Source organism: Oceanimonas aquatica, assembly GCF_030732065.1.
GTDB lineage: Bacteria > Pseudomonadota > Gammaproteobacteria > Enterobacterales > Aeromonadaceae > Oceanimonas.
The window spans coordinates 1-24381 of record NZ_JAVBHX010000008.1 but is presented as its reverse complement, the minus strand read 5'-3'; the positions used below and the strand labels follow the sequence as shown (position 1 = coordinate 24381).

Below are 24381 nucleotides of genomic sequence, written 5' to 3'. Positions count from 1 at the left end.
AGGAGACGCCATGAAACGGCAACACGGATTTGGCCTGATTGAAGTCATGCTTGCCTTTATTATTGTGGCAGCCACCGCCGGTACCTTGCTGCAGCTGAACAAGACCTATCTGGAATACAGCCGGGACGGCCGCAGCCGGGAAGTGGCCATGCGCCTGGCGGAATCCAAGCTGGACGAGCTGCGCCGCTTTCAGAGCCGCACCGGGTTTGATGCCATCGCCAATGGCAGCGACAGCGTCAGCCTGGATGATATCGACTATAACCGTGACTGGGCGGTGACCGACTATGCTTGGAACAGCGCCAGCTCAGCCTGGGGTACGCCATCGCCGAGTGTTCAGGACACCGGTAAAAAGCAGGTGGCAGTCACCGTTAACTGGACCGACGTCGGTGAGGCTCAGAGTTTTGCCCTGGATTCGGTGATCTCTCCCAACACCCCCGCCAGCGGCGGACCTTTTGGCACCAATGGTGATAATCTCGGCTCTGGCAAGGGCGGACCCAAGGTAGTGCATAATCCGGGAGCCGCTCCCAATGTGATGTCCATTGAACTGGCACCGGGTCTGAAAATGGAAACCAGCCGGCCCTTGCCTGAAGTAAGTAAAAAAGGCGAGAGCACTAGGGTGGAATTCAGCACGGTAACCTATGACAGCAGCAATGTGACCCAGCAACGCCGGGATCAGGTGACGGTCTCCTGCTCATGTACCCTGCAAAGCGTCTCCGAAGGAAAACTGCCGGCGCAATGGGAAATGAAAGGGCCAATAGGTTACTACAAGATTGGTAGTAATGTGGAAAAAAATACTGGTATACCGGCCAGTATCGGGCAAGACATACTTTGTACAAAGTGCTGCGGGAACCACTTTGATGGCCCTGAAGAGAAGTTTGAACATTGGTATGACGTAGCCAAGATAAACAATCATGATCACTACAATAATGGTACGGCATTGGCTTATACAGGAGATGACTATCTTGAAGCCTGTCGCATGGTTCGAATTAACGGCTACTATGAAACAGCCACCGACTGGAACCTGGTCGCGCTTAATATTTTTGATGCTGACCTGCTGCTTAATGGTGATGTGGCGAGTGCCTATCGGGATTATGTTGAGACAGTCGCAGTTGAATATATCCTCTCTCAAATAAATAAAGGTGTTGAGGATGATGTTGCCTCTTATTATCAGCCTGATACTTTTAATGATTATTTGGTTGCGAAAAGCATCTCACCAGCGACAACTGATATCACCATGGATGTAGGGCTAAAACAGTTGATGGCCAGAGGTGTTTATATCGATATGATTTCCAGTGCTGACAGGGAATATATTTTTAATGAAGTGCTCGAAGGTCAAGTGAAAGTCGAATTGGCCGAGCTGACAGAGAAGCAAGTTGGGCGTCTACTGACGCTGGTTCCCATTAATGAAGTTAATTTAACCTTGTTGGCCAAGTGGGAACGGAGTAGCGGCGATAGCTCACTCACAGTGACAAATGAACCGGTCGAAACCATTACCAATGCGAATGCCGGCTATTACGGTGTTTACAGTCGAGGACTGGCAGAAGCTAAGTCGCCGGGGGCTGCCGGTACGATAATGGCCAAGATAAAACGCAGCAACAGTGGCATGACCTCTTCTGAAGCCATTTCTCCCGTTGAAACTCAAGACTTGTTTATAAAAAGTAACTATCTGGATATTGTGGTTAACAACAGCGCCAAGGCTTCGATAACCGGCGAGATGTATTGTGTGCTCTATATTGCACCAGTCAACGCGAATGGCCCATGGAAGGAAGAAGCCTGCAGTCTGGAGGGTGTTGTTGTGAAAGTCGGCAATGAGGTCTGTGGTCAGCTCAACAAGACTCAGGGAAACAAGAGTACCATCTACTACGACTGCAAGGCGGATCCCGACACTACGGCGGCATTGTCGGCAACGGTACCGAGTGGATATGAAGTTTATTCTCCGGTTAATGGAGTCTGGACGGTGGCTGTGCCTGATAATGCAACAACCCTCAATGGCGGTTGTCTCATCTTGACTCAGAACAGGCCAGTCGATAAAACCCCCACCTGTAACTGAGCCTTAAGCGCCGGGGGCCTGACAAGGCCCCCGTCTTTCATTACTATGGCGGTTATTGCCTTTTGAACCACGAACAGACCATGTCCTCACACCTCACCCTGGCGCTGGCCCAGCTCAACCCGACCGTCGGTGCCATTGAAGCCAATACTCAAACCATGCTGACCGCCGCCAGCAAGGCCGCCGAACAGGGCGCCGAGCTGGTACTGTTTCCCGAGCTGGCGGTCACCGGCTACCCGCCGGAAGATCTGCTGTTCCGGGACGATCTGCACGCCCGGGTCGACGTCGCGCTGAGCGAGCTGGCTGCCGCCAGCCAGAATATTGCCCTGGTGGTGGGCCACCCCTGGCGGGAAAACGGCAAGCTGTACAACGCCGCTTCCTTCTTTTATCAGGGCAAATTACAGGGACGTTACTTCAAGCAGCTGCTGCCCAACTACGGCGTGTTTGATGAAATGCGCTACTTCACTGCCGGCACCGAATCCTGCGTGATCGACTTCAACGGCCACAAGCTGGGCCTGCTGATCTGTGAAGACGTGTGGGAGCCGGCGCCCATGGCCGGTGCCAAGGCCGCCGGTGCCGAGCTGGTGCTGAGTCTCAATGCCTCGCCCTATCACAAGGGCAAGGCCTGGATCCGCAAGGATCTGCTGGCACAGCGCAGCCGCGACAACGGTCTGCCGCTGGTGTATCTCAACCAGGTGGGTGGCCAGGACGAACTGGTGTTCGACGGCCGCTCCAAGGTGTTCAATGCCAAGGGCGAGCTCACCCAAAGCCTGCCCGCCTTTACCGAGGAGCTGGCGCTGGTAAGGTTTGAGCAGGGGAAGCCGGTGCCCGGTGAGATACAGCCCGTCCTCGAGCCGCTGGCCGAGGTATACCAGGCACTGGTGCTGGCGACCCGGGATTATGTCAATAAAAACGGCTTTAACGGCGCCGTACTGGGGCTTTCCGGCGGTATCGACTCGGCCCTGACCCTGGCCATTGCCGTGGATGCCCTGGGCAAGGATAAAGTTCAGGCGGTGATGATGCCGTTTCGTTATACCGCCTCCATCAGTGTGGAAGATGCCAAAGAAGAGGCTGAACACTTGGGTGTGGAGTTTGATATCGTCTCCATCGAGCCCATGTTCGACGCCTTTATGGGCCAGCTGGCGCCCATGTTTGAGGGCACCGAGCGAGATACCACCGAGGAAAACCTGCAGGCCCGCTCCCGCGGCGTGCTGCTGATGGCCATCTCCAACAAGCGTCGCCGGCTGGTACTGACCACCGGCAACAAGAGCGAAGTGGCGGTGGGCTACTGCACCCTGTATGGCGACATGGTCGGTGGCTTTGCGCCTATCAAGGATGTGCCCAAAACCCTGGTGTTTGAGCTGTGCCGCTACCGTAATACGCTTGGGTATGTGATCCCCCAGCGGGTGATTGATCGGCCGCCGTCGGCGGAGCTGGCGCCGGATCAGCTCGACCAGGACAGTCTGCCGCCCTATGATGTGCTGGACGCCATTCTGGAAGGCTATGTGGAGCAGGACAAATCCCTGAACGATTTGCTGGCCGCCGGCTTTGACGAGGCCGATGTGCGCAGGGTGCTCAAACTGGTCGACATCAACGAATACAAGCGCCGCCAGAGCGCCGTGGGGCCGCGGATCACGGCGCGCAACTTCGGCAAGGACAGGCGCTACCCCATCACCTCGGGGTTTGGCAAAACAAACTGGTAAGGAACCATCGATGAAAAAAATTGAAGCCATTATCAAACCCTTCAAGCTGGACGACGTACGCGAAGCCCTGGCCGAGCGCGGTATCACCGGCATGACGGTATCGGAAGTAAAAGGGTTCGGTCGCCAGAAGGGCCACACCGAGCTCTATCGCGGCGCCGAATACATGGTGGACTTCCTGCCCAAGGTCAAGCTGGAGCTGGTGGTGCAGGACGAACTGGTGGAATCCTGCATCGAGGCCATTGAAACCACGGCCCGTACCGGCAAGATTGGCGACGGCAAGATCTTCGTGTTCGACGTGGGCCAGGTGATCCGTATTCGCACCGGCGAGCAGAACGAAGAAGCGGTGTAAAGACCGGATTGGTTTCAACCTCCCGGTTTTTTTGCCACAATGGTTGATTGAATTTGAATTGAGGAAATATTCCCATGCCACTGCTGGACAGTTTCACCGTAGATCATACCCGCATGGAAGCCCCGGCGGTGCGGGTTGCCAAGACCATGGCCACCCCCCACAACGACACCATTACCGTGTTTGACCTGCGTTTCTGCCTGCCCAACCAGGAAATTCTCTCCGAAAAGGGCATTCATACCCTGGAGCACCTGTTTGCCGGCTTTATGCGCAACCACCTCAACGGCGACGGCGTTGAAATCATCGATATCTCGCCCATGGGCTGCCGCACCGGCTTTTACATGAGCCTGGTGGGTGAACCCGACGAGCAGCGGGTGGCCAATGCCTGGAAAGCGGCGATGGAAGACGTGCTCAAGGTGGAAAATCAGTCACAGATCCCCGAACTCAACGAATATCAGTGCGGCACCTATGTGATGCACTCGCTGGATGAGGCCAAGGCCATTGCCCGCAATATTCTGGAGCGCGGAATCGGTATCAACAGCAACCAGAGCCTGGCGTTGCCGGAAGAGATGCTGAAATCTCTGTAATGCCCACCGGCTTCCCTCGGTGACAGACACGCCCGGTTACAGCGAGCACTGGCTTAACCGGGCGTCTTGTCACTTGTTATTCTTATTCTGTTGATATACATCCCTTAGTACAGTGCTCAAACGGACCTCTTTATGTCAGAACAACAAGATCCTTTCCTGCAACGGGAAGCCGAAAAGTATGAAAACCCCATTCCCAGCCGGGAATTTATTCTTGAGCACCTCAAGCAACGCAAAACCCCGGCCAACCGGGACGAGATCTTTGCCGAGCTGAATCTTGCCGGTGAAGAGCAGGAAGAAGCTCTGCGCCGCCGCCTGCGCGCTATGGAGCGTGACGGCCAGCTGGTGTTTACCCGCAACAAGTGTTACGCCCTGCCCGACAAGCTGAACCTGATCAAGGGCAAGGTTATCGGCCACCGTGAAGGCTTTGGCTTTGTACGCCCGGAAGACGGCGGTGACGATCTGTTCCTGGCCCAGCGCGAAATGGACGCTGTCATGCACGGCGACCTTGTACTGGTACAACCCCTGCGCTTTGACTCCCGGGGCCGGCGCGAAGGTCGTCTGGTACGTGTGCTGGAATCCCGTAACCTGGATGTGGTGGGCCGCTACTTTGTGGAAAACGGCGTCAGCTACGTGGTGCCCGACGACAGCCGCATCGCCCAGGATATTCTGATCCCGCAAGGCGAGACCATGGGCGCGCGCATGGGCCAGGTGGTGGTGATCACCATTACCCAGCGGCCCACCAAGCGCATGACCGGTATCGGCAAGGTCATTGAGGTGCTGGGTGAAACCATGGATCCGGGCATGGAAATTGAAATTGCCCTGCGTACCCACGGTATTCCCCATGTGTGGCCGGAAGAGGTCAAGCAGCAGATTGCCAACCTCACCGAGCAGGTGCCGGAAGAAGCCAAGGTGGGCCGCAAGGATCTGCGCGATCTGCCGCTGGTCACCATCGACGGCGAAGATGCCCGCGACTTTGACGATGCCGTTCACTGTCAACCCAAGCGCTCCGGCGGCTGGCGCCTGTGGGTGGCCATTGCCGACGTGTCCTATTATGTGCGCCCGAACTCGGCGCTCGACAACGAAGCCTACCAGCGCGGCAACTCGGTGTACTTCCCCGAGCAAGTGATTCCCATGCTGCCCGAGGTGCTGTCCAACGGCCTGTGCTCCCTTAACCCTCAGGTAGATCGCCTGTGCATGGTGGCGGAGATGACGGTGTCCGCCAGCGGCAAGCTGTCCGGCTTCAAGTTCTACGAAGCGGTGATGAACTCCCATGCGCGTCTTACCTACACCAAGGTAGCGGCCATGCTGGAAGGGGACGAGGTGCTGCGTGAGCGCTATGCGCCGCTGGTACCGCATCTGGAAGAGCTCAACAACCTGTACCAGGCCATGAAGCAGGCCCGGCACCAGCGCGGGGCGGTGGAGTTCGAAACCGAGGAAACCCGGTTTGTGTTCAACCCTCAGCGCAAGATCGAGCGAATCGTGCCCGTGGTGCGCAACGACGCCCACAAGATCATCGAAGAGTGCATGATCATGGCCAACGTGGCCGCTGCCCGCTTTATTGAAAAGCAGGAAGCCCACGCCCTGTTCCGGGTGCACGATAAGCCGGGCGAAGAAAAGCTCACCGGGTTCCGTAGCTTCCTGGGCGAGCTGGGTCTCGAGCTGAAAGGCGGCCTGGAGCCGGAGCCGGCGGATTATGCCCTGCTTGCCGAGCAGGTTCGTGACCGGCCCGATGCCGAGCTGATCCAGACCATGCTGCTGCGCTCCATGAAGCAGGCGGTATATCAGGCCGAGAATAACGGTCACTTTGGTCTGGCGCTCAAGTCCTACGCTCACTTTACCTCGCCCATTCGCCGCTACCCGGATCTGGTGTTGCACCGTGCCATCAAGGCCCAGATTGCCAAGATGCACGGCGGTGAGCGCAGCAAGACCGGCGGCGTGCCCTACCAGTACGACCAGGTGGCACCCATGGGTGAGCACTGCTCCCAGACCGAGCGCCGGGCCGACGATGCCACCCGCGACGTGGCCGACTGGCTCAAGTGTGAGTACATGCTGGATCACGTGGGCAGCGAGTTTGGCGGTACCATTGCCAACGTCACCGGTTTTGGCTTCTTTGTGCGTCTCGACGAGTTCCACATCGACGGCCTGGTGCACATCTCCAGCCTGCAGAACGACTATTACCAGTTCGATCCGGCGCGCCAGCAGTTGATTGGCGAGAACTTCCGCCGCCGCTACCGCCTGGGCGACAAGATCAAGGTCAAGGTGATGGCGGTGAACCTGGACGAGCGCAAGATTGACTTTGAGCTGGTGGAAGACGCTCCCAAGGGTGACTTTGACGGCGGCAAGGGTGCCAAGAACCTGAAGTCGCGCAAGCGTGCCAAGCCCACCGGTGGCAAGGGCGGCGACAAGGGTGAAAAAGGCGAGAAGAGTGACAAGCCCCGTTCCCGCTCCCGTTCCCGCAAGCGCCGTTCATAATGTCAGGGAATGGGGGCTTTCAAGTCCCCATTCCTCCTTCTAATTCCCGAGAAACAACATGAGTAGTGAACTGATCTTCGGCATTCATGCCCTGAACGCCGCCCTCGAAAACCACCCCGAGAACATTCTGGAAGTCTGGCTGCTCAAGGGCCGGGACGATGCCCGTCTGCAACAGCTGCAGGCCCGGTTGCAGGAAGTGGGCGTGCGTGCCCAGCTGGCCGGTCGTCAGACCCTGGATGGCAAGGCCGGTGGTGCCCAGCACCAGGGCGTGGTGGCCCGGATAAAGGCGCTGCCGGCGCTGAACGAGGCGGATCTGGACGCCCTGCTGGCGCGTACCGAGACTCCGTTATTACTGGTGCTGGACGGTGTCACCGACCCGCACAACCTGGGCGCCTGCCTGCGTACCGCCGATGCCGCCGGTGTGCATGGGGTTATCGTGCCCCGCGACAAGTCCGCCGGCCTGACCCCGGTGGCGCGCAAGGTGGCCTGTGGTGCCGCCGAGGTGGTGCCGCTGTTTCAGGTCACCAACCTGTCGCGCACCCTGCGGGCCCTGCAGGACAAGGGCGTGTGGGTGGTCGGCACTGCCGGTGAGGCGGATCACGGCATCTACCAGGCCAGATTCACAGGGCCACTGGCGCTGGTGATGGGTGCCGAGGGCAAGGGCATGCGCCGGCTGACCCGGGAGCACTGCGACGAGCTGGTGAGCATTCCCATGGCGGGGTCGGTATCCAGCCTGAACGTGTCGGTGGCCACCGGCATCTGCCTGTTTGAAATGGTGCGTCAGCGCGGTTGATAACATCGGGCCGCTCGCAAGAAGCGGCCGTCAACGGGGAAGGGGAATGGAGCGAATCAAGGCGCGGCTGAGCGCCGACAGCCAGTTGCTGGCGATATTTTTGCTGGTGCTCGGCAATCTGATGATCTCCTTCGGCGACGTGCTGGTCAAACTGATGGGGCAGAGTCAGATAAGCCCTTACCAGTATGTGTTCCTGCGCTTTACCATGACCTCTTTGCTGCTGCTGCCATTCTGGTGGCGGCTGGCGCCGGCGCGACGAGGCTGGGGCCAGTGGAAAATTCATTTTCTGCGGGGCCATCTGTTGCTCATGGGCTCTGCCTGTGTGTTTGTGAGCCTGATGTATCTGCCGCTGGCCACTGCCAATGCGGTGTTTTACGCCGCCCCCCTGCTGACGCTGCCGCTGGCGGTGCTGCTCAGCCGGGAGTCGGTGCGACCGGCCGCATACGGGGTGAGCCTGCTCGGCTTTGGCGGCATTCTGGTGGTGCTCAATCCGGCCGAGTGGCACTGGGCCGGCTGGGTGGCGCTGCTTACCGCCTTGTCGATGGCCGCCAGCAATGTGCTGGTGCGCCGGCTGCCCAGGGGCCGCTCTGTGCTGGCGACCCTGTTCATGACCCAGGCGCTGGCCATTCCCGCCAGCCTGGCCCTGGCATTACCCGAGTGGCAACCCATTCCCGGCGACATATGGTGGCTGCTGATCGGCGCCACCCTGGTGGGCATTATCTACCAGGGCATCTGCATCATGGCCTACGCCATGGCCGATGCCAGCAAGATTGCCGCCAGCGAATATTCCGGCCTGATTTTCGTCACCCTGATGGGCATGGTGCTGTTCAGCGAGTTTCCCGACTGGAACGTTTATCTGGGGGCACTGGTGGTGATCGCCGCCATCGGGCTGCAGCGAAGACTACGCTGACGCTTTGGAGCTAAAAGCTTTCTTTCCCTTCGGTTATGTCTTAAACTACGCCGCCTTGAAATCAGTCATTAAACCCAAGTTCCTTGCCTCCGCTGGTGTGACTGAGCCCGCGCAGAGGCTATAACCCGTAAGGAGCAATCCATGCGTCATTACGAAATCGTATTTATGGTTCACCCTGACCAGAGTGAACAGGTCCCCGGCATGATCGAGCGCTACACCGGCGCCATCACCACCGCCGGTGGTCAAATCCACCGTCTGGAAGACTGGGGCCGTCGCCAGCTGGCTTACCCGATCAACAAACTGCACAAGGCTCACTACGTTCTGATGAACGTTGAAGCTGACCAGGCTGTGATCGACGAGCTGGAAACCAACTTCCGCTACAACGACGCCGTGCTGCGCAACATGATCATGCGCACCAAGCAGGCCGTTACCGAGCCTTCCGAAATGGCCAAGGCCAAGGAAGAGCGTCAGCCCCGTCGCGACGATGCTCGCGCCGAAGCCGCTGCCGAGTAATTCACGTTTTAGTAGAGGAAGAGAATCATGGCACGTTATTTCCGTCGTCGTAAGTTCTGCCGTTTCACCGCTGACGGTGTTACCGAGATCGATTACAAAGACATCGCTACCCTGAAGAACTACATCACCGAGTCCGGTAAAATCGTACCGAGCCGCATCACCGGCACCCGCGCTAAGTATCAGCGCCAGCTGGCCCGTGCGATCAAACGCGCTCGTTACCTGGCCCTGCTGCCTTACACCGATCTGCACAAGTAAGCAGCGGCCTAACTCGTACCTGTAAAGAGGAAAGGTAATCATGCAAGTAATTCTGCTGGATAAAATCGCCAAGCTGGGCGGTCTGGGCGACCAGGTAACCGTTAAGTCCGGTTACGCCCGTAACTTCCTGCTGCCCCAGGGCAAAGCCGTTCTGGCCACCAAAGACAACGTAGCGGCTTTTGAAGCCCGCCGCGCTGAGCTGGAAGCCAAGCTGGCCGATCAGCTGGCTGCTGCCCAGGCCCGTGCCGACAAACTGGCCGCTCTGGAAGCCGTTGTTATCGAGTCCAAGTCTGGCGACGAAGGCAAGCTGTTCGGCTCCATCGGTGCCCGCGACGTAGCCGACGCCATCACCGCTGCCGGTGTTGAAGTTGCCAAGAGCGAAGTTCGTCTGTACGACGGCGTTCTGCGCAACGTAGGCGAATACGAAATCGGTGTACAGCTGCACGCCGATGTTAAAGCCACTGTAACCATTCAGGTGGTTGCTGCCTGATATCAGGCTCTGGCTTAAAAAAACCCGCGCTTGTCGCGGGTTTTTTATTGTCTGCGTTCCGGCTAAAGTGGAAGAAACACTTTGGGAGGGCGCACTATGGCAGACTGGATCACCGGGCGCGTGAAGGCCCGCAAAACCTGGTCCGACAATCTGTTTTCACTGGTGGTAGACGCCGAGGTGGAGCCGTTCAAGGCGGGGCAATTCACCAAACTGGCCCTGCATACCGACGATAAAAAAGTGGCCCGGGCCTATTCCTATGTGAATGCGCCGGGGCAGGATCCCGAGTTTTACCTGATCACCATTCCCGAAGGGCAACTCACGCCCTGGCTGGCCGACCTGAAGGTGGGCGACGAACTGCTGGTGCAGCGCACTGCCGCTGGCTTTCTTACTCTGGATGAAGTGCCTCCCGGACGGGACTTGTGGCTGATGGCTACCGGCACCGGCATTGGGCCTTTTGTTTCCATGCTGGCCGAGGGCAGCTGCTGGAAGCAGTTCGAGAACATTGTGCTGGTGCACGGGGTGCGCTTCGCCGACGAGCTGGGCTACCGCCGGCAGATTGCCCAGCTCACCGACGGGCGCAGTCACTTTCAATATATTCCTTTTGTTTCCCGCGAGAACACCGAGGATGCGCAGGCCGGCCGTATCACTCACGCCATTCGTGATGGCAGCCTGGAGCAAAAAGCCGACCTCACCTTTACCCCCGAACACAGCCGGGTCATGCTTTGCGGTAACCCGCAAATGGTGCGCGACACCATTACCGAGCTCAAGGCCAAAGGCCTGCAAAAACACCTGCGCCGTAAACCCGGCCAGATCTTGATGGAAAATTACTGGTAAAAGAAGGGATTCGGGACTGGGGAATAGAGACTGGTGTAGCTAATCCCCAATCCCGAGTCCCTAATCCCCGGGGTTAGCGGGTGAGTACCATCATCAGGCTGAGAAAGCCCGCCAGTCCCCAGCCCAGACCGATGATCCAGTAAAATCCCCTGGCGCCCTTCTTGAGGGGAATACGATGATATTGCAGAAAGAAAAACCAGAGCAAGGCGGGGAGCAGCGGCAGCAGAAACAGTCGGGTCATGGCAATCCTTCCTCGGGGTGGGCGGTCCTGACAAGGGGTTGTCGTCTATGCTTCATTGCACTGTAGCAAGAGCCAGGCTGCACGCCAACCGGCCTTTCGGGCAGGATGAAAGCCGTGCTATGGTGCAGCCCACATGAGCCTCACATGGAGAAGGAGCCCAACATGAAACAATTGGTTATCAACGCCTTTGGTGGTCCCGAGCAACTGCAACTGGTCGAGGCCGAGCATCCGCCGCTGGCTTCCAACCAGGTCAGGCTGAAAATGCATTATGCCGGGGTCAACCCGATCGATGCCAAAACCCGGGCCGGCCTGGGCTGGGGCGCGGAAGCCATCAAGGATCGTCTGCCCTGGTCACCGGGCTTTGAAGTGATGGGCGAGGTGCTGGAAGTGGGCTCCGAGGTCTGTCGTTTTCTGCCCGGCGATCGGGCATTCGGGCTGGTCGCAGGTGGTGCCTACAGCGAAGAGCTGGTGGTCAACTGCGACGACATGATGCCCTTGCCCGACGGCGTGGCCGACGACATGGCCGGTGGCCTGGCCCTGGCCGGCACCACGGCCTGGCAGGGACTGACCGATCACGGCGTTCTACAGGCAGGCGAACGGGTGCTGATCTCTGCCGCCGCCGGCGGGGTAGGGCACCTGGCGGTGCAGCTGGCAAAAGATCTGGGAGCCAAAGTGGTGGCGCTGGCGTCACCGGCCAACCACGACTTTGTCAAATCCCTGGGTGCCGACGAGGTGGTGGACTACCACGATGCCGCGGCGGTATCGGCCATTGCGCCGGTGGATCTGCTGTTGGACCTGGTGGGGGGAACTTCCGGCGAGTCACTTTTGTCTCAGGTGAAACAGGATGGCCGTGTGGTGACCGTGCCCACCATTACCGCCGACAAGGTGATTGCCGCTGCCGAAAAACGCGGTATTCGCGCGACCGGTATGCTCAAGGAAAATGAACACGAGCACCTGGCGCTGCTGGCCGATGCCGTGGCCGAAGGCCGGTTGCGGGTGGAGGTCAGTCAGGTATTTGACCTGGCCGACGGGGCCGAGGCTCACCGGCAGATTGAAACCGGCCATACCCGCGGCAAGCTGCTGCTGCGGGGCTGACCGGCGCTGTTATTGCTATAAGGAAACTTCATGAAGTATTGGTCTTTGTTGCTGTTGTTGTGTCCGCTTGCGGCCCAGGCCGCCCCCACTCTGGTGGAAAGGCTAGAACGGGGCCAGGACGAGCTGGTGATCCCTTATGAGAAATACCGGCTCGATAACGGACTGACGGTGCTGCTCAATCCCGACAAGTCCGATCCATTGGTGCATGTGGAAGTGACCTATCATGTGGGCTCGGCTCGGGAAGAACCGGATCAGACCGGCTTTGCCCATTTCTTTGAGCACATGATGTTCCAGGGCTCAAAGCACGTGGGTGATCAGGAGCATTTTCGCCTGATCAACGAGGCCGGCGGCACCATGAACGGCACCACCAATCAGGACAGGACCAATTACTTTGAAACCGTGCCCGCCAACCACCTGGAAAAGGTGCTCTGGCTGGAAGCCGACCGCATGGGCTTTTTGCTGGACGCGGTCAGCCAGCGCAAGTTCGAAATTCAGCGGGACACGGTCAAGAACGAGCGTGCTCAGCGCATCGACAACCAGCCCTATGGCCTGGTGGGCGAGCGCATGGACGAGCTGCTCTATCCCCGCGACCATCCCTACAGCTGGCCGACCATCGGTTATGTGGAAGACCTGGATCGGGTCGACGTCAACGATCTCAAGGCCTTCTTTCTACGCTGGTACGGCCCCAATAACGCTACCCTGGTGATCTCCGGTGACTTTGACACCGCACAGACCCTTGAGTGGGTGGAAAAATATTTCGGCTCCATTCCCGCCGGCCCCGCCGTTGAGCGGGCGAAGCCGGCGCCGGCAAAACTTGAACGCAACCGCCACCAGACCTTGGAAGACCCCCGCATTCGCATGCCCATGCTGTATGTGTCTTATCCCACCGTCTGGCTGGGCCAGCAGGATGAGGCCGCTCTCGATGTGCTGGCCAATGTGCTCGGTGGCGGCAAGAGCTCGCTGCTCTATCAGGAGCTGGTGGAAACCGGCAAGGCGGTTTCCACCGGAGCCGGCCACTATTGCTCCGAGCTGGCTTGTACCTTCAGCATCTGGGCCTATGCCAACCCTTCGAAAAACGGCGATCTGACCCCGCTCAAAAAAGATGTGGAGCTTATTATCAACGGCATTGTGGAGCGGGGCATTCAGGCTGAGGACGTGTCCAAGGCGGTGACCGAGCTGCGTGCCGATCTCATTCTTGGCCTCGACAGTGCCAAGGGCAAGGCCCGGCAACTGTCGCTGGGGCAGGTGCTGCAAGACGATCCACTTTATGCCATTAATGCCTGGCGGCAACTGGCCCAAACCTCGCCCGATGAAGTGACCGCCGCCTATGAGCGTTACCTTAAAAACAAGCCCCATGCGGTGCTGAGCGTGGTGCCCAAAGGCAACACCGAATGGCAGGCAGCCGAGCCCGATTATGTTGTCCCGGAACGAGAGCTGCCCGAGTGGCAGCATATCGACGAGCTGCCCCTGCGCACGGTAAAGGATGACTTTGACCGCAGCCAAATGCCGACAGCCGGTGACCCGGTGGGTATTTCGGTGCCGCCCCTGTGGCAGCAGACCATTGGCGACAACATTCAGCTGCTGGGCACGGTCAACAGTGAAATTCCCGCGGTGTCGGTGATCCTGGCCCTGCCCGGTGGTCAGCGCGCCGAAACCGAGGATGAAGCCGGCCTGGCCGCGCTTACCGCCGCCATGATGAACCAGGGCACCGAGCGGCTTAGCAACGGTGACTTCAGTGAGGCATTACAGCGCCTCGGCGCCAGCATTACCGTGCGCAATGGCTTTTATACCAACCTGATTGAGGTCACCAGCCTCACCGAGACCCTGCCCGAGACGCTGGCGCTGGTAGAGGAACTGCTGTTTCATCCCGGTCTGCGCCAGGCGGATCTGGACAAGGTCAAGTCACGGTTGCTGGAGTCCATGGCCCAGAGCCGTAACCAGCCTTCCTGGCTGGCCCGTCAGGGCTTTAACCGGCTGATGTATGGCGACAGCCGGCTGGGGCTGCCCGACGATGGTCTGCCGGAAACGGTGAAGGATATTACCCTTGAGCAGGTAAAAGATTTCTACCAGCGCTATTACAACCCCAAAAATGGCCATGTGATCATTGCCGGTGACCTGCCCCCCGAGCAGGCGAAACAGGACTTTGCCTTTCTCACTCGGTGGCAGGGCGAGGCCGCCAGGCTGCCGGCGGTTACCGTGCCCGAGCAGCCTGCCGAGCCCGGCATTTACCTTATCGACATGCCGGGGGCGGTGCAGTCGGTGCTGCGGGTGGGTCGCCGGGCGCTGCCGGTGGACGCCACCGGACCCTATTTTTACGGTCAGCTGATGAACTATAACCTGGGCGGGAACTTCAACAGCCGCATCAACCAGAACCTGCGGGAAGACAAGGGCTATACCTATGGCGCCTATTCCTACTTCAGCGGCAACCGGGATGCGGGCGTGTTCGTGGTGGCGGGAGACGTGCGCGGTGATGCCACCGCCGGCGCCATTGGCGAGGTGATCAAGGAAATGCGGGGATTTGCCGGCAAGGGACCTACCGAGGCGGAGCTTGCTTATCTCAAGAGCAGTTATTCCCAGCAGGATGCCCTGAACTATGAAACCCTCGGCAAGAAAGCCGGCTTTCTGCTCAACCTGGCCATGCTGGAGTTGTCGCCCGATTACCTGTCACAGCAGCAGCACATCGTGGCCAAAGTGGACGCTGCGACCCTCACCCAACAGGCCGAAAAATGGCTTGATCCCGCAAAAATGGTCATTGTGGTGGCCGGCGATAAAGCAAAACTTGAAAAATCGCTGGCGCAACTCAATCTTCCCATGCACGATTTGACCATTGAGTGACGAGGCCCGGCCTCCTGCGGCGCCCTGGTGGCGCCGCGCTACAGAGCGAATGATAATGACCAACACCTCATCTACCCTGGCCCAGCGTCTTGGCGCTTTTCGGGCGGTGTCCAAACTGCCGGCCATCAAGGGCATTCGGCGCGGCATTGAGCGCGAGAGCCTGCGCATTACGCACGCCGGCCAGCTGGCGCAAACTCCGCACCCATCCGTGCTGGGCTCGGCCCTGGGCCATGCTCATATCACCACTGATTTTTCCGAATCCCTGATGGAGTTCATCACCCCGGTATCCGACTCGGTGGAAACCCTGCTGGCCCAGCTCAGCGACATTCACCGCTACACGGTGCGTCATCTGGATGGTGAGCAGCTCTGGCCCCTGAGCATGCCCTGCCTGCTGAAGGAAAATGAGCATATACCGCTGGCGCAATACGGCAGCTCCAACGTGGGCCGCATGAAGACCCTGTATCGTCAGGGGCTGCATCACAGATACGGCAGCAACATGCAGGTGATCTCCGGCGTGCATTTCAATTTTTCCATGCCCGACAGTTTCTGGGTTGAGTGGCACGAGCTGGAAGGCAACGGCCGTTACCTGCAGGATTTCGTCTCCGACGCCTACCTGGGCCTGATCCGCAACTTTTACCGCTTTGGCTGGCTGATCCCCTACCTGTTCGGTGCCTCGCCCGCCCTGTGCGGCTCCTTTTTGCAGGGCCGCGAGCATCAGCTGCCCTTTGAGCGGTTGGGCAAGGGCACCCTCTACCTGCCTTACGCCACCTCGCTGCGGCTGTCGGATCTGGGCTACACCAACAGTGCCCAGGCCGGCCTTAATATTTCACTCAACAGCCTGGACGAGTACGTGGCCAGCCTGCGCCGCGCCATTGGCACCCATGCGCCGGAGTTTGCCCGCATTGGTGTCAAGGTGGACGGCGAATACCGTCAGCTCAACGACAATGTGCTGCAGATCGAGAACGAGCTGTACGCGCCCATTCGTCCCAAGCGCACCGCCGAAAGCGGTGAAAAGCCCACCGAGGCGCTGGAAGCCCGGGGCGTGGAATACATTGAAGTACGCTCGGTAGACGTGAACCCCTTCTCGCCGGTGGGCATCGATCCCGGCCAGATCCGTTTTCTCGATACCTTTTTGCTGTGGTGCCTGCTCACCCCGTCGGCACCGCTGGAAGAAGACGAAATCGCCCTGAACCGCCGCAACTTCACCAAGGTAGTGCTGGAAGGGCGCAAGCCCGGCCTGATGCTGGAGCGGTTCGGTGATGAATCCATGTCACTGGCGGAGCTGGGCGAACGCTATTTTGCCGAGCTGGCGGATGTGGCCAGCCTGCTCGATGCCTGCTGCGGCCGGGGCTGCTATGGCAAGGCCCATGAGCAGCAGTTGGCGGCCATGCGTGACCCCGGGCTGACCCTGTCGGCCCGAGTGCTGAACGAGCTGAAACAACGCGATACCGACATTCTGCCGTTTGGGCTGGAGTTGTCCCGCCGTTATTCGGATCACTTTAACCTGGCTCGCCCCCGTTACTGGGACGACAACTACTTCGATGAGGAAGGCGCCCGCTCTCAGGCCCGCCAGCGCAAGCTGGAAGAGTCCGACGCCGTCAGCTTTGATGATTTTCTCAAGGCCTATTTTGGTCAATGAGTGATGCCAGGCCTCCGAGAGTAGTCTGCCTGGTGCCGTCCTGGACCGAAACCCTGATAGAAGCGGGTGTGCGAGTGGTGGGGCGGACCCGTTATTGTGTGCACCCCGCCGACAGTGTCAGCGACATACCGGTAGTGGGTGGCACCAAGGATGTGGACTGGCCCAAGGTAGCAGCACTGGCGCCGGATCTGGTGGTATTCGATCGGGAAGAAAACACCAGAGCCATGGCCGACAGTTGCCCTTACCCCTGGGTGGCGACCCATGTCACTTCGGTGCAGGCCATGCCAAAAGCCCTGGAACAGCTGGCGCAGGCGCTGGACTGCGAAGGTCTGTGGCACCTGGCCGAGCGTTACCGGTCAGCACTGACCGTTCCCGTCACCTGTTCACACAAGACGCTGCCGCTGTTGGCCGATGCCGGAAACAGCGAGCTTTCGGTGCTCAATGAGGATCGCCCCTGGGTGTATCTCATCTGGCGCAAGCCGTACATGACGGTGGGAAGCGATACCTTTATCCACTCCCTGTTTATCCATTTGGGCCTGCCGCTCATTACGCCGGGGAAGCGTTACCCTGAGGTAAGCCAGGACTGGCTGGCGCAGCATAACCCCGTACTCCTTTGTGCCAGCGAGCCCTATCCCTTCGCCGGCAAACTGCAAACCGTCAGAAACGAGCTGCACCTCGACGCCGTGCTCATCGACGGCGAACCCCTGTGCTGGTACGGCATTCGCAGCTTGCGGTTTCTGGAGTCGTTGCAAGGCTGAGAACTCTAAAGATATTCAGCCATTAAAAAACCCGCGATTGCGGGTTTTTTGTTTATGAGAGTAGATCCGACTTAACCCGCCGGGTAGTTGGCCTTGAGCACGGCTTCGGCGTGGTTGGCCATGCCGGCCAGGCCGAGCTGATCGTAGGCCTGTTGCATAATGCGCAGGGCGGGCTTGAGCTGCTCGGTGTCGGGGTAGGACTCCACCACAAACTTGGCGCGGTTGGCGGCCGCGAGCCAGGCTTTGCGCTTGACGTAATAGTCGGCCACCGCCAGATCATAACGGGCCAGGCGGTTTTTCAGGCTGATCATGCGGGCCCTGGCATCGGCGGCATACACGCTGTCGGGGTGCTGGCGCAGCAGCTGGCGAAAGTCGGCAAAGGCCTGGCGGGCATAGGTGGGGTCCCGGTCGGCCCTGTCTACGTTGAACAGGCTCTGAAAGAAGTTGTAGTCCGCCGACATATTGGTCAGGCCGCGCATGTAGCGGGCGTAGTCAATGGCCGGGTGATTGGGGTTCAGGCGAATAAAACGGTCGATGTTGGCCAGCGCCCGCACGGTATCGTCCTGCTTGTAGTAGGCGTAAATCAGGTCGAGCTGCACCTGGTTGGAATAGGCGCCAAACGGATAGCGGGCATCCATGGCTTCCAGCAGTTCGGCGGCGCGAATGTAGTTTCCGGCCTGCAGGCGTTCCTGGGCATCCTGGTACAGCACTTCCGGCGCTTCATCCGGAACTTCGTTCTTGCTGGTACTGGAGCAGCCGGTGGCGGCCAGCGCCAGGGTCAGTGTCAGGGTGAGCCATAGGCTTCGTTGTTTCGCCATTGAAAAGTCCATTGTGATTGCAAAATTCGGAAACTGATTAAGCTCAGCGTCAAGAACCGCTAGAATAACCAATTAAATATCATTTGGTAACCAGTGGTCTTCATGAGCCAGCATATCGAACTGACCGGCGTAATTGCCGATCATCAATACGGTCAACGTCTGGACCAGGCGTTGGCGGAAATGTTCCCCGATTACTCCCGTTCTCGCATCAAAACCTGGATCCAGCAGGAGCAGGTACAACTGGACGGCACCGTGGTGAGCAAGCCCCGTGAAAAGGTGCTGCCCGGCCAGCAGGTGGTGGTGAACGCCGAGCTGGAAGACGAAGTCAGGTTCGAGCCTCAGGCCATTGACCTGAATATCGTGTATGAAGATGACGACATTCTGGTGATCAACAAGCCCGCCGGCCTGGTGGTGCACCCGGGCGCCGGCACCCCCGACGGCACCCTGCTCAACGCTCTGCTGCATCACTGCCCGGACATTGCCGAAGTGCCCCGGGCCGGCATTGTGCACCGGCTCGATAAAGACACCACCGGCCTGATGGTGGTGGCCAAGACGGTGCCCGCCCAGACCCACCTGGTCAGTGCCCTGCAGGCCCGCCATATCACCCGGGAATACGAAGCCGTGGCCATTGGCCACATGACAGCCGGCGGCACCGTGGATGCCAACATCGGCCGCCATCCCACCCAGCGCATTCAAATGGCGGTGGTGCCCAGCGGCAAACCGGCGGTCACCCATTACCGGGTGATGGAAAAGTTTCGTGCCCACACGCGCCTGCGGCTGCGGCTGGAAACCGGCCGTACTCACCAGATTCGGGTACACATGGCCCACCTCAAGCACCCATTGGTAGGCGATCCCGTGTACGGTGGCCGGCTCAAGCCGCCCCGGGCTGCGGATCCCGAGCTGCTGGAGTTTCTGCGGGGCTTCAAGCGCCAGGCCCTGCATGCGGTCATGCTGCGGCTGGAACACCCGATTACCGGCGAAATGATGGAGTGGCACGCACCCATTCCCGATGACATGGTGAAGCTGGTAGAGGTGCTGCGCGCCGACACTGAAGCTCACCCGGACGATCTGGTATGGATCTGATCCTGCCCGACTGGCCGGCACCGGCCAATGTCTGTGCTGCCCAGAGCACCCGCACCGGCGGCGTCAGTGAGGCACCCTGGCACAGCCTGAACCTGGGCTCCCATGTGGGCGACCATGCTGCGTCGGTGCGCACCAACCGGGAACGGCTGGCGGCCTGCCTGAATCTGCCCTCCGAGCCGGTGTGGCTGGAGCAGGTGCACGGCATTCGCGTACTCACGTTACCGGCGGAAAACGACAACCTCACCGCCGACGCCGTGGTCAGCCACACGCCGGGGCAAGTGTGTGCAGTGATGACCGCCGACTGCCTGCCGGTGCTGTTTTGCGATGAGCAAGGCACTGTGGTGGCGGCGGCCCATGCCGGCTGGCGCGGCCTGGCCGCCGGCGTGCTGGAAGCCACCCTGCAGGAAATGAAGGTGGATCCCGAAACAGTGCTGGCCTGGCTGGGACCGGCCATCGGCCCGAGCGCCTTTGAAGTGGGCGGTGAGGTGCGCGAGGCCTTTATTGCCCACTCCGAGCTCGCCAAGGAAGCCTTTACGCCCCAGGGCGACAAGTGGATGGCCGATATTTATCACCTGGCCCGGCTGCGGCTGGCGGCGGCGGGCGTGCACCACATTTACGGTGGCGACCATTGCACCGTCTCCGAGCCAGAGCGGTTTTTCTCCTACCGGCGGGACGGCCAGACCGGTCGCATGGCCTCGCTGATCTGGCTGGATTAGTAAAAACCGATAAACCTCGGTTGAAAAACGGCCACAAGGCCCCATTCTTAGTATCAGTATTTAAGCTTGCATGCCCGCTTGGCGGGCGTTTCAAGGAGAAAGCTGATGCGTCTTGATCGTCTTACCAGTAAATTCCAACTCGCCCTGCAAGACGCCCAGTCGATGGCGCTGGGGCGGGATCACGCCTATATCGAGCCGGCCCATCTGCTGGTGGCCATGCTTAACCAGGAGGGGGGTACCGTACGACCCCTGCTGACCACCGCCGGGGTGGACGGCAATGCCCTGCGGGTGGAGCTCGACAAATCCCTCGACCGCCTGCCCAAGGTCAGCGGTGGCGACATGGACGTTCAGGTGTCGCCGGTGCTGGGACGTTTGCTGAACCAGTGCGACAAGCTGGCCCAGCAGCGCAAGGATGCCTATATCTCTTCCGAGCTGTTTCTGCTGGCATCCCTTGATGACAAGGGCGAGCTGGGCGAACTGCTCAAGCGAGTGGGCTTGTCCAAGGAAAAACTCACCCAGGCCATCGACGACATTCGTGGCGGCCAGAAGGTGGACGATCCCAATGCCGAGGAAAACCGCCAGGCGCTGGAAAAATACACCATTGATCTCACCGAGCGAGCCGAGCAGGGCAAGCTGGATCCGGTGATCGGCCGGGATGATGAAATTCGCCGGACCATTCAGGTGCTTCAACGGCGCACCAAGAACAACCCGGTACTGATTGGCGAGCCTGGTGTGGGTAAAACCGCCATTGCCGAGGGGCTGGCCCAGCGCATTATCAACGGTGAGGTGCCGGAAGGACTCAAGAACAAGCGGGTGCTGTCGCTGGACATGGGCGCCCTGGTGGCCGGCGCCAAGTATCGTGGCGAGTTCGAGGAGCGGCTCAAGGCGCTGTTGAACGAGCTGGCCAAGGAAGAAGGCCGGGTGATCCTGTTTATTGACGAGCTGCACACCATGGTGGGGGCCGGCAAGGGGGAAGGTGCCATGGATGCGGGCAACATGCTCAAGCCGGCCCTGGCCCGGGGCGAGCTGCACTGTGTGGGCGCCACTACCCTGGATGAATACCGCCAGTATGTGGAAAAGGACGCAGCCCTGGAGCGGCGTTTTCAGAAGGTGCTGATTGACCAGCCCACGGTGGAAGACACCATTGCCATTCTGCGCGGCCTGAAGGAGCGCTATGAGCTGCACCACCATGTGCAGATCACCGATCCGGCCATTGTTGCGGCGGCGACCCTGTCCCACCGCTACATTGCCGACCGTCAGCTACCCGACAAGGCCATCGATCTGATCGACGAAGCCGCTTCCAGCATTCGCCTGCAGATTGACTCCAAGCCCGAGCCCCTGGACCGGCTGGACCGGCGCATTATTCAGCTCAAGCTGGAAGAGCAGGCGTTGCTCAAGGAAGACGACGAAGGCAGCCGCAAGCGGTTGCAGCTCATTCGCGACGAGCTGGCCGAAAAGGAAAAGGAATACGCCGAGCTGGAAGAGGTGTGGAAATCTGAAAAAGCGGCCTTGGCCGGCACCCAGCATATCAAGGCGGAGCTGGAGCAGGTGCGTCAGGAGCTGGAAGTGGCGCGCCGGGCCAGCGATCTGGCACGCATGTCGGAGTTGCAGTACGGCCGTATTCCCGAACTGGAAAAACAGCTGGATCTGGCTGCTCAGGCCGAGATGCAGGAACAGCACCTGCTGAAAAACCGGGTGACCGATGAAGAGATTGCCGACGTACTGTCGCGCTGGACCGGTATTCCCGTGGCCAAGATGCTGGAGGGGGAAAAGGACAAGCTGCTGCGCATGGAAGACACCCTGCATGAGCAGGTGATCGGCCAGAACGAGGCGGTTGATGCGGTGGCCAATGCCATTCGCCGCAGCCGGGCCGGGTTGTCGGATCCCAACCGGCCGGTGGGCTCCTTCCTGTTTATGGGCCCCACCGGGGTGGGCAAAACCGAGCTGTGCAAGGCGCTGGCCGACTTTCTGTTCGACAGCCGCGACGCCATGGTACGCATCGACATGTCGGAATTCATGGAGAAGCACTCTGTGTCCCGTCTGGTGGGTGCACCTCCCGGCTACGTGGGTTACGAGGAAGGCGGGTACCTCACCGAGGCGGTGCGGCGCAAGCCCTACTCGGTGATCCTGCTGGACGAGGTGGAAAAAGCCCATCCGGACGTGTTCAACATTTTGCTGCAGGTGCTGGATGACGGCCGTCTCACCGATGGTCAGGGCCGCACTGTGGACTTTCGCAATACGGTCGTGATCATGACCTCCAACATCGGCTCGGATCTGATCCAGGAGCACAGCGCCTCCAAGGATTACGATCAGATGAAGGCGATGCTGATGGAGGTGCTGGGGTATCAGTTCCGGCCCGAGTTCATCAACCGGATTGACGAGATCGTGGTGTTCCATCCCCTGGCCGAGGAGCAGATCAAGGCCATTGCCCGCATTCAGCTGCAGGGATTGGTAGAGCGGCTCGAGAGCATGGATTATCAGGTCAGCATCAGCGATGCCCTGTTGGAAAAACTGGCCTCGGCCGGCTTCGATCCGCTGTTTGGCGCGCGACCGCTCAAGCGGGCGATTCAGCAGAAGGTGGAAGATCCCCTGGCTCAGGCCATGCTTTCCGGCCGGGTAGTGCCCGGCAAGCCGCTGAAACTGGATGCCGACGACAATGGTCTGGTGCTGAACCAATAATCGCTAACCACGAAATGAAAAAAAGGGAGAAGGCCCGGCCTTCTCCCTTTTCTTTTACTCCACTTTTTATCTTTCATGTCTGAGCGCATTAACCCGGACGACCATCCGCTCTGGCCTGGGTCAGTATGGGCCAGTAAATTCGGCAAAAAATGCCAAAGGCGGCAATCCAGGCGAGAGCGCTCACATCATAGGCCAGGCTGGTCAGGCCGGGGGCCAGCATGGGCAGCAGGGCGCGCACCAGGCCGGCAATAATTACCAGCACAAAGGCCACCACCATGGGCTTTTTCAGTTCCAGCGGCCGCCCCGAATGGCCCAGCGACACCCGGGCGATCATGCCGAGGATCACCGTGCCCATGGCTCCGGCGGTCAGCCAGTGACTCGCCAGCGATACGGTAATACCCCAGTTCAGTAATGCCGCCGCCATGACCAGTAAGCCTGCCGGAATAAACAGATAGCCAAGGTGCAGCACCCACAACAGGGGAATACCTTTGGTGAGTTTGTTGTTCCAGCGGGACAGGCGAATCAGGTGCGCCAGTGCGGTGACTACCAGCATCAGGGCCAGCAGCCCATTAAACAGCGAGGTTCTAGGCAGCAGCAGCCAGCCCAGTGTTGCCAGCCAGATAGAGCCCAGTGCCAGTTTTTCCAGTACAGGTATGGGAGTTGGCTTCTCAGTGCCGGTGGCGCGGGCGGTGAAAAACGGAATGACCCGGCCGCCCATCACGGTGATCAGGGCGGCAATGGCCAGCCCGGCGGTGGTAAACACCCGTTCGGCCAGCAGCCAGTTATTACTGAACGCCGCGTAATAACTCAGCGCGTTCAGTAACGTCATGACTATCAGCAGGGGAGCAAAAAACAGGTTACGCCATTGCTTGACCTGGATCACCGGCCGTGCCAGAAAGCCGGCGACCAGGGGGAGCCAGAGCAGGTCCAGCAATATAACCAGGCCGTTCAGCTCCCCCCGTAGCGGCATCAGCAAGCGGGGGAGCAGCCAGAGGCCTGAGACCAGTGCCAGGGGCCAGCCGCGCACGCCGGGAATGCCGGTCCAGTTCTGCATGGCGGTAAGTACAAACCCCGCGATGATGGCCAGACCAAACCCGAAGATCATTTCATGGGCGTGCCACCAGATGGGATTGCTGACGCCGGAGAGGGTAGGTACTCCCCTGAGTGTCAGTAGCCAGAGCGCCATGGCAATGCAGGAAAACAGGGCGCCACCGAGAAAAAATACCCGAAAGCCCAGTCGGAACAGGGGCACGATCTGGTTTTCCTTTTGCGCATCCAGTATTTGCATGTGGATTACCTTTAGTTGTATTTAATATGAATATTATAAATCCTGCTCTGATAGAAAACCTGAATCAGATCAAAATTGACCAAAAAAGTACGTTCAGTATGAATTTTGAGCGAACGATTATTTTTGTCAAAAAAGCCCTTGCGCAAAATCGGCCGGTCCCTATAATGCGCTTCCACTGACACGGGGCAACACGCCAACGGTCACAAGGGTTGAAAGCGAACCAAACAAAGTTCAAATCAACGCTTGACGAACACCAAGGATTGCGTAGAATACGCAGCC

21 protein-coding genes are annotated in these 24381 nt (G+C 59.4%); 18 read left to right on the top strand and 3 right to left on the bottom strand.

Annotated elements, in window-relative coordinates; genetic code table 11:
• Window positions 1-10 precede the first annotated feature (10 nt).
• The 11 genes from Q9290_RS12115 to Q9290_RS12065 all read left to right on the top strand — a co-directional run bounded on the left by Q9290_RS12115 (window position 11) and on the right by Q9290_RS12065 (window position 10950).
• Window positions 11-2050, top strand: a complete 2040-nt coding sequence (locus Q9290_RS12115) for a type II secretion system protein (protein ID WP_306079911.1) — start codon at window positions 11-13, stop codon at window positions 2048-2050.
• 80 nt (window positions 2051-2130) lie between these two features.
• Window positions 2131-3750: an NAD+ synthase gene (locus tag Q9290_RS12110; protein WP_306079910.1), complete on the top strand. Its 1620-nt coding sequence runs from the start codon at window positions 2131-2133 to the stop codon at window positions 3748-3750.
• A gap of 10 nt (window positions 3751-3760) precedes the next feature.
• Window positions 3761-4099, top strand: a complete 339-nt coding sequence (gene glnB, locus Q9290_RS12105) for a nitrogen regulatory protein P-II (RefSeq protein ID WP_094278154.1) — start codon at window positions 3761-3763, stop codon at window positions 4097-4099.
• Window positions 4100-4173: 74 nt separating this feature from the next.
• Entirely contained in the window at window positions 4174-4683 is a 510-nt protein-coding gene (luxS, locus tag Q9290_RS12100; protein ID WP_306079909.1) for an S-ribosylhomocysteine lyase, read from the top strand.
• Window positions 4684-4815: 132 nt separating this feature from the next.
• Entirely contained in the window at window positions 4816-7155 is a 2340-nt protein-coding gene (gene rnr / locus Q9290_RS12095) for a ribonuclease R (protein WP_306079908.1), read from the top strand.
• 58 nt (window positions 7156-7213) lie between these two features.
• The gene (gene rlmB / locus Q9290_RS12090) at window positions 7214-7948 is read left to right on the top strand and encodes a 23S rRNA (guanosine(2251)-2'-O)-methyltransferase RlmB (protein ID WP_306079907.1); all 735 of its coding nucleotides are present in this window, start codon (window positions 7214-7216) and stop codon (window positions 7946-7948) included.
• 46 nt (window positions 7949-7994) lie between these two features.
• On the top strand, window positions 7995-8858 hold the full coding sequence (locus tag Q9290_RS12085; RefSeq protein WP_306079906.1) for a DMT family transporter: 864 nt from the start codon (window positions 7995-7997) through the stop codon (window positions 8856-8858).
• 141 nt (window positions 8859-8999) lie between these two features.
• Window positions 9000-9371, top strand: coding sequence for a 30S ribosomal protein S6 (gene rpsF / locus Q9290_RS12080; protein WP_014291459.1), 372 nt, complete (start codon window positions 9000-9002; stop codon window positions 9369-9371).
• A gap of 27 nt (window positions 9372-9398) precedes the next feature.
• Window positions 9399-9626 carry a 30S ribosomal protein S18 gene (gene rpsR / locus Q9290_RS12075; protein WP_014291460.1) on the top strand — a complete coding sequence of 76 codons (228 nt, stop codon included), beginning with the start codon at window positions 9399-9401 and terminating at the stop codon, window positions 9624-9626.
• A gap of 40 nt (window positions 9627-9666) precedes the next feature.
• A complete protein-coding gene (gene rplI, locus Q9290_RS12070; RefSeq protein WP_306079905.1) occupies window positions 9667-10116 on the top strand; it encodes a 50S ribosomal protein L9 in 450 nt (149 codons plus the stop codon).
• 96 nt (window positions 10117-10212) lie between these two features.
• Window positions 10213-10950, top strand: coding sequence for a ferredoxin--NADP reductase (locus tag Q9290_RS12065; RefSeq protein ID WP_306079904.1), 738 nt, complete (start codon window positions 10213-10215; stop codon window positions 10948-10950).
• Between the two features lie 73 nt (window positions 10951-11023).
• Here the strand turns inward: Q9290_RS12065 and Q9290_RS12060 are convergent, their stop codons facing one another.
• Window positions 11024-11191, bottom strand: coding sequence for a hypothetical protein (locus Q9290_RS12060; RefSeq protein WP_306079903.1), 168 nt, complete (start codon window positions 11189-11191; stop codon window positions 11024-11026).
• Between the two features lie 162 nt (window positions 11192-11353).
• On the opposite strand from Q9290_RS12060, the gene Q9290_RS12055 reads away from it, so the two are divergent.
• The 4 genes from Q9290_RS12055 to Q9290_RS12040 are packed head-to-tail and all read left to right on the top strand — an operon-like array spanning window position 11354 to window position 17518.
• A complete protein-coding gene (locus Q9290_RS12055; RefSeq protein WP_306079902.1) occupies window positions 11354-12286 on the top strand; it encodes an NADP-dependent oxidoreductase in 933 nt (310 codons plus the stop codon).
• Between the two features lie 30 nt (window positions 12287-12316).
• Complete coding sequence (locus Q9290_RS12050) at window positions 12317-15121, top strand: M16 family metallopeptidase (protein ID WP_306079901.1); 2805 nt, start codon at window positions 12317-12319, stop codon at window positions 15119-15121.
• A gap of 55 nt (window positions 15122-15176) precedes the next feature.
• Window positions 15177-16760: a glutamate--cysteine ligase gene (gene gshA, locus Q9290_RS12045; protein ID WP_306079900.1), complete on the top strand. Its 1584-nt coding sequence runs from the start codon at window positions 15177-15179 to the stop codon at window positions 16758-16760.
• Window positions 16757-17518 carry a helical backbone metal receptor gene (locus Q9290_RS12040; protein WP_306079899.1) on the top strand — a complete coding sequence of 254 codons (762 nt, stop codon included), beginning with the start codon at window positions 16757-16759 and terminating at the stop codon, window positions 17516-17518. Before gshA ends, Q9290_RS12040 begins: the two co-directional genes overlap by 4 nt.
• A 71-nt stretch (window positions 17519-17589) precedes the next feature.
• Here Q9290_RS12040 and bamD read toward each other — a convergent pair whose 3' ends face one another.
• Window positions 17590-18336 carry an outer membrane protein assembly factor BamD gene (gene bamD, locus Q9290_RS12035; RefSeq protein WP_306079898.1) on the bottom strand — a complete coding sequence of 249 codons (747 nt, stop codon included), beginning with the start codon at window positions 18334-18336 and terminating at the stop codon, window positions 17590-17592.
• A gap of 102 nt (window positions 18337-18438) precedes the next feature.
• On the opposite strand from bamD, the gene rluD reads away from it, so the two are divergent.
• The 3 genes from rluD (at window position 18439) to clpB (ending at window position 22814) form a co-directional block, all read left to right on the top strand.
• Entirely contained in the window at window positions 18439-19419 is a 981-nt protein-coding gene (gene rluD, locus Q9290_RS12030) for a 23S rRNA pseudouridine(1911/1915/1917) synthase RluD (protein WP_306079897.1), read from the top strand.
• Entirely contained in the window at window positions 19410-20135 is a 726-nt protein-coding gene (gene yfiH / locus Q9290_RS12025; protein ID WP_306079896.1) for a purine nucleoside phosphorylase YfiH, read from the top strand. The genes rluD and yfiH overlap by 10 nt, the downstream gene beginning before the upstream one ends.
• A gap of 105 nt (window positions 20136-20240) precedes the next feature.
• The gene (gene clpB / locus Q9290_RS12020; protein WP_306079894.1) at window positions 20241-22814 is read left to right on the top strand and encodes an ATP-dependent chaperone ClpB; all 2574 of its coding nucleotides are present in this window, start codon (window positions 20241-20243) and stop codon (window positions 22812-22814) included.
• Window positions 22815-22902: 88 nt separating this feature from the next.
• On the opposite strand, the gene Q9290_RS12015 is transcribed toward clpB, so the two are convergent.
• Window positions 22903-24102: an NnrS family protein gene (locus tag Q9290_RS12015; protein ID WP_306079893.1), complete on the bottom strand. Its 1200-nt coding sequence runs from the start codon at window positions 24100-24102 to the stop codon at window positions 22903-22905.
• Between the last annotated feature and the right edge of the window lie 279 nt (window positions 24103-24381).

Bases quoted from the DNA above. Each gene is read 5' to 3' on its own strand.
- rlmB (WP_306079907.1), top strand. From the start codon at position 7,214: ATGAGTAGTGAACTGATCTTCGGCATTCATGCCCTGAACGCCGCCCTC.
- Q9290_RS12040 (WP_306079899.1), top strand. From the start codon at position 16,757: ATGAGTGATGCCAGGCCTCCGAGAGTAGTCTGCCTGGTGCCGTCCTGG.
- rpsR (WP_014291460.1), top strand. From the start codon at position 9,399: ATGGCACGTTATTTCCGTCGTCGTAAGTTCTGCCGTTTCACCGCTGAC.
- Q9290_RS12110 (WP_306079910.1), top strand. From the start codon at position 2,131: ATGTCCTCACACCTCACCCTGGCGCTGGCCCAGCTCAACCCGACCGTC.
- yfiH (WP_306079896.1), top strand. From the start codon at position 19,410: ATGGATCTGATCCTGCCCGACTGGCCGGCACCGGCCAATGTCTGTGCT.
- Q9290_RS12060 (WP_306079903.1), bottom strand. From the start codon at position 11,191: ATGACCCGACTGTTTCTGCTGCCGCTGCTCCCCGCCTTGCTCTGGTTT.
- gshA (WP_306079900.1), top strand. From the start codon at position 15,177: ATGACCAACACCTCATCTACCCTGGCCCAGCGTCTTGGCGCTTTTCGG.
- Q9290_RS12050 (WP_306079901.1), top strand. From the start codon at position 12,317: ATGAAGTATTGGTCTTTGTTGCTGTTGTTGTGTCCGCTTGCGGCCCAG.
- rluD (WP_306079897.1), top strand. From the start codon at position 18,439: ATGAGCCAGCATATCGAACTGACCGGCGTAATTGCCGATCATCAATAC.
- bamD (WP_306079898.1), bottom strand. From the start codon at position 18,336: ATGGCGAAACAACGAAGCCTATGGCTCACCCTGACACTGACCCTGGCG.
- Q9290_RS12115 (WP_306079911.1), top strand. From the start codon at position 11: ATGAAACGGCAACACGGATTTGGCCTGATTGAAGTCATGCTTGCCTTT.
- rpsF (WP_014291459.1), top strand. From the start codon at position 9,000: ATGCGTCATTACGAAATCGTATTTATGGTTCACCCTGACCAGAGTGAA.
- Q9290_RS12055 (WP_306079902.1), top strand. From the start codon at position 11,354: ATGAAACAATTGGTTATCAACGCCTTTGGTGGTCCCGAGCAACTGCAA.
- Q9290_RS12065 (WP_306079904.1), top strand. From the start codon at position 10,213: ATGGCAGACTGGATCACCGGGCGCGTGAAGGCCCGCAAAACCTGGTCC.
- luxS (WP_306079909.1), top strand. From the start codon at position 4,174: ATGCCACTGCTGGACAGTTTCACCGTAGATCATACCCGCATGGAAGCC.
- Q9290_RS12085 (WP_306079906.1), top strand. From the start codon at position 7,995: ATGGAGCGAATCAAGGCGCGGCTGAGCGCCGACAGCCAGTTGCTGGCG.
- rplI (WP_306079905.1), top strand. From the start codon at position 9,667: ATGCAAGTAATTCTGCTGGATAAAATCGCCAAGCTGGGCGGTCTGGGC.
- clpB (WP_306079894.1), top strand. From the start codon at position 20,241: ATGCGTCTTGATCGTCTTACCAGTAAATTCCAACTCGCCCTGCAAGAC.
- Q9290_RS12015 (WP_306079893.1), bottom strand. From the start codon at position 24,102: ATGCAAATACTGGATGCGCAAAAGGAAAACCAGATCGTGCCCCTGTTC.
- glnB (WP_094278154.1), top strand. From the start codon at position 3,761: ATGAAAAAAATTGAAGCCATTATCAAACCCTTCAAGCTGGACGACGTA.
- rnr (WP_306079908.1), top strand. From the start codon at position 4,816: ATGTCAGAACAACAAGATCCTTTCCTGCAACGGGAAGCCGAAAAGTAT.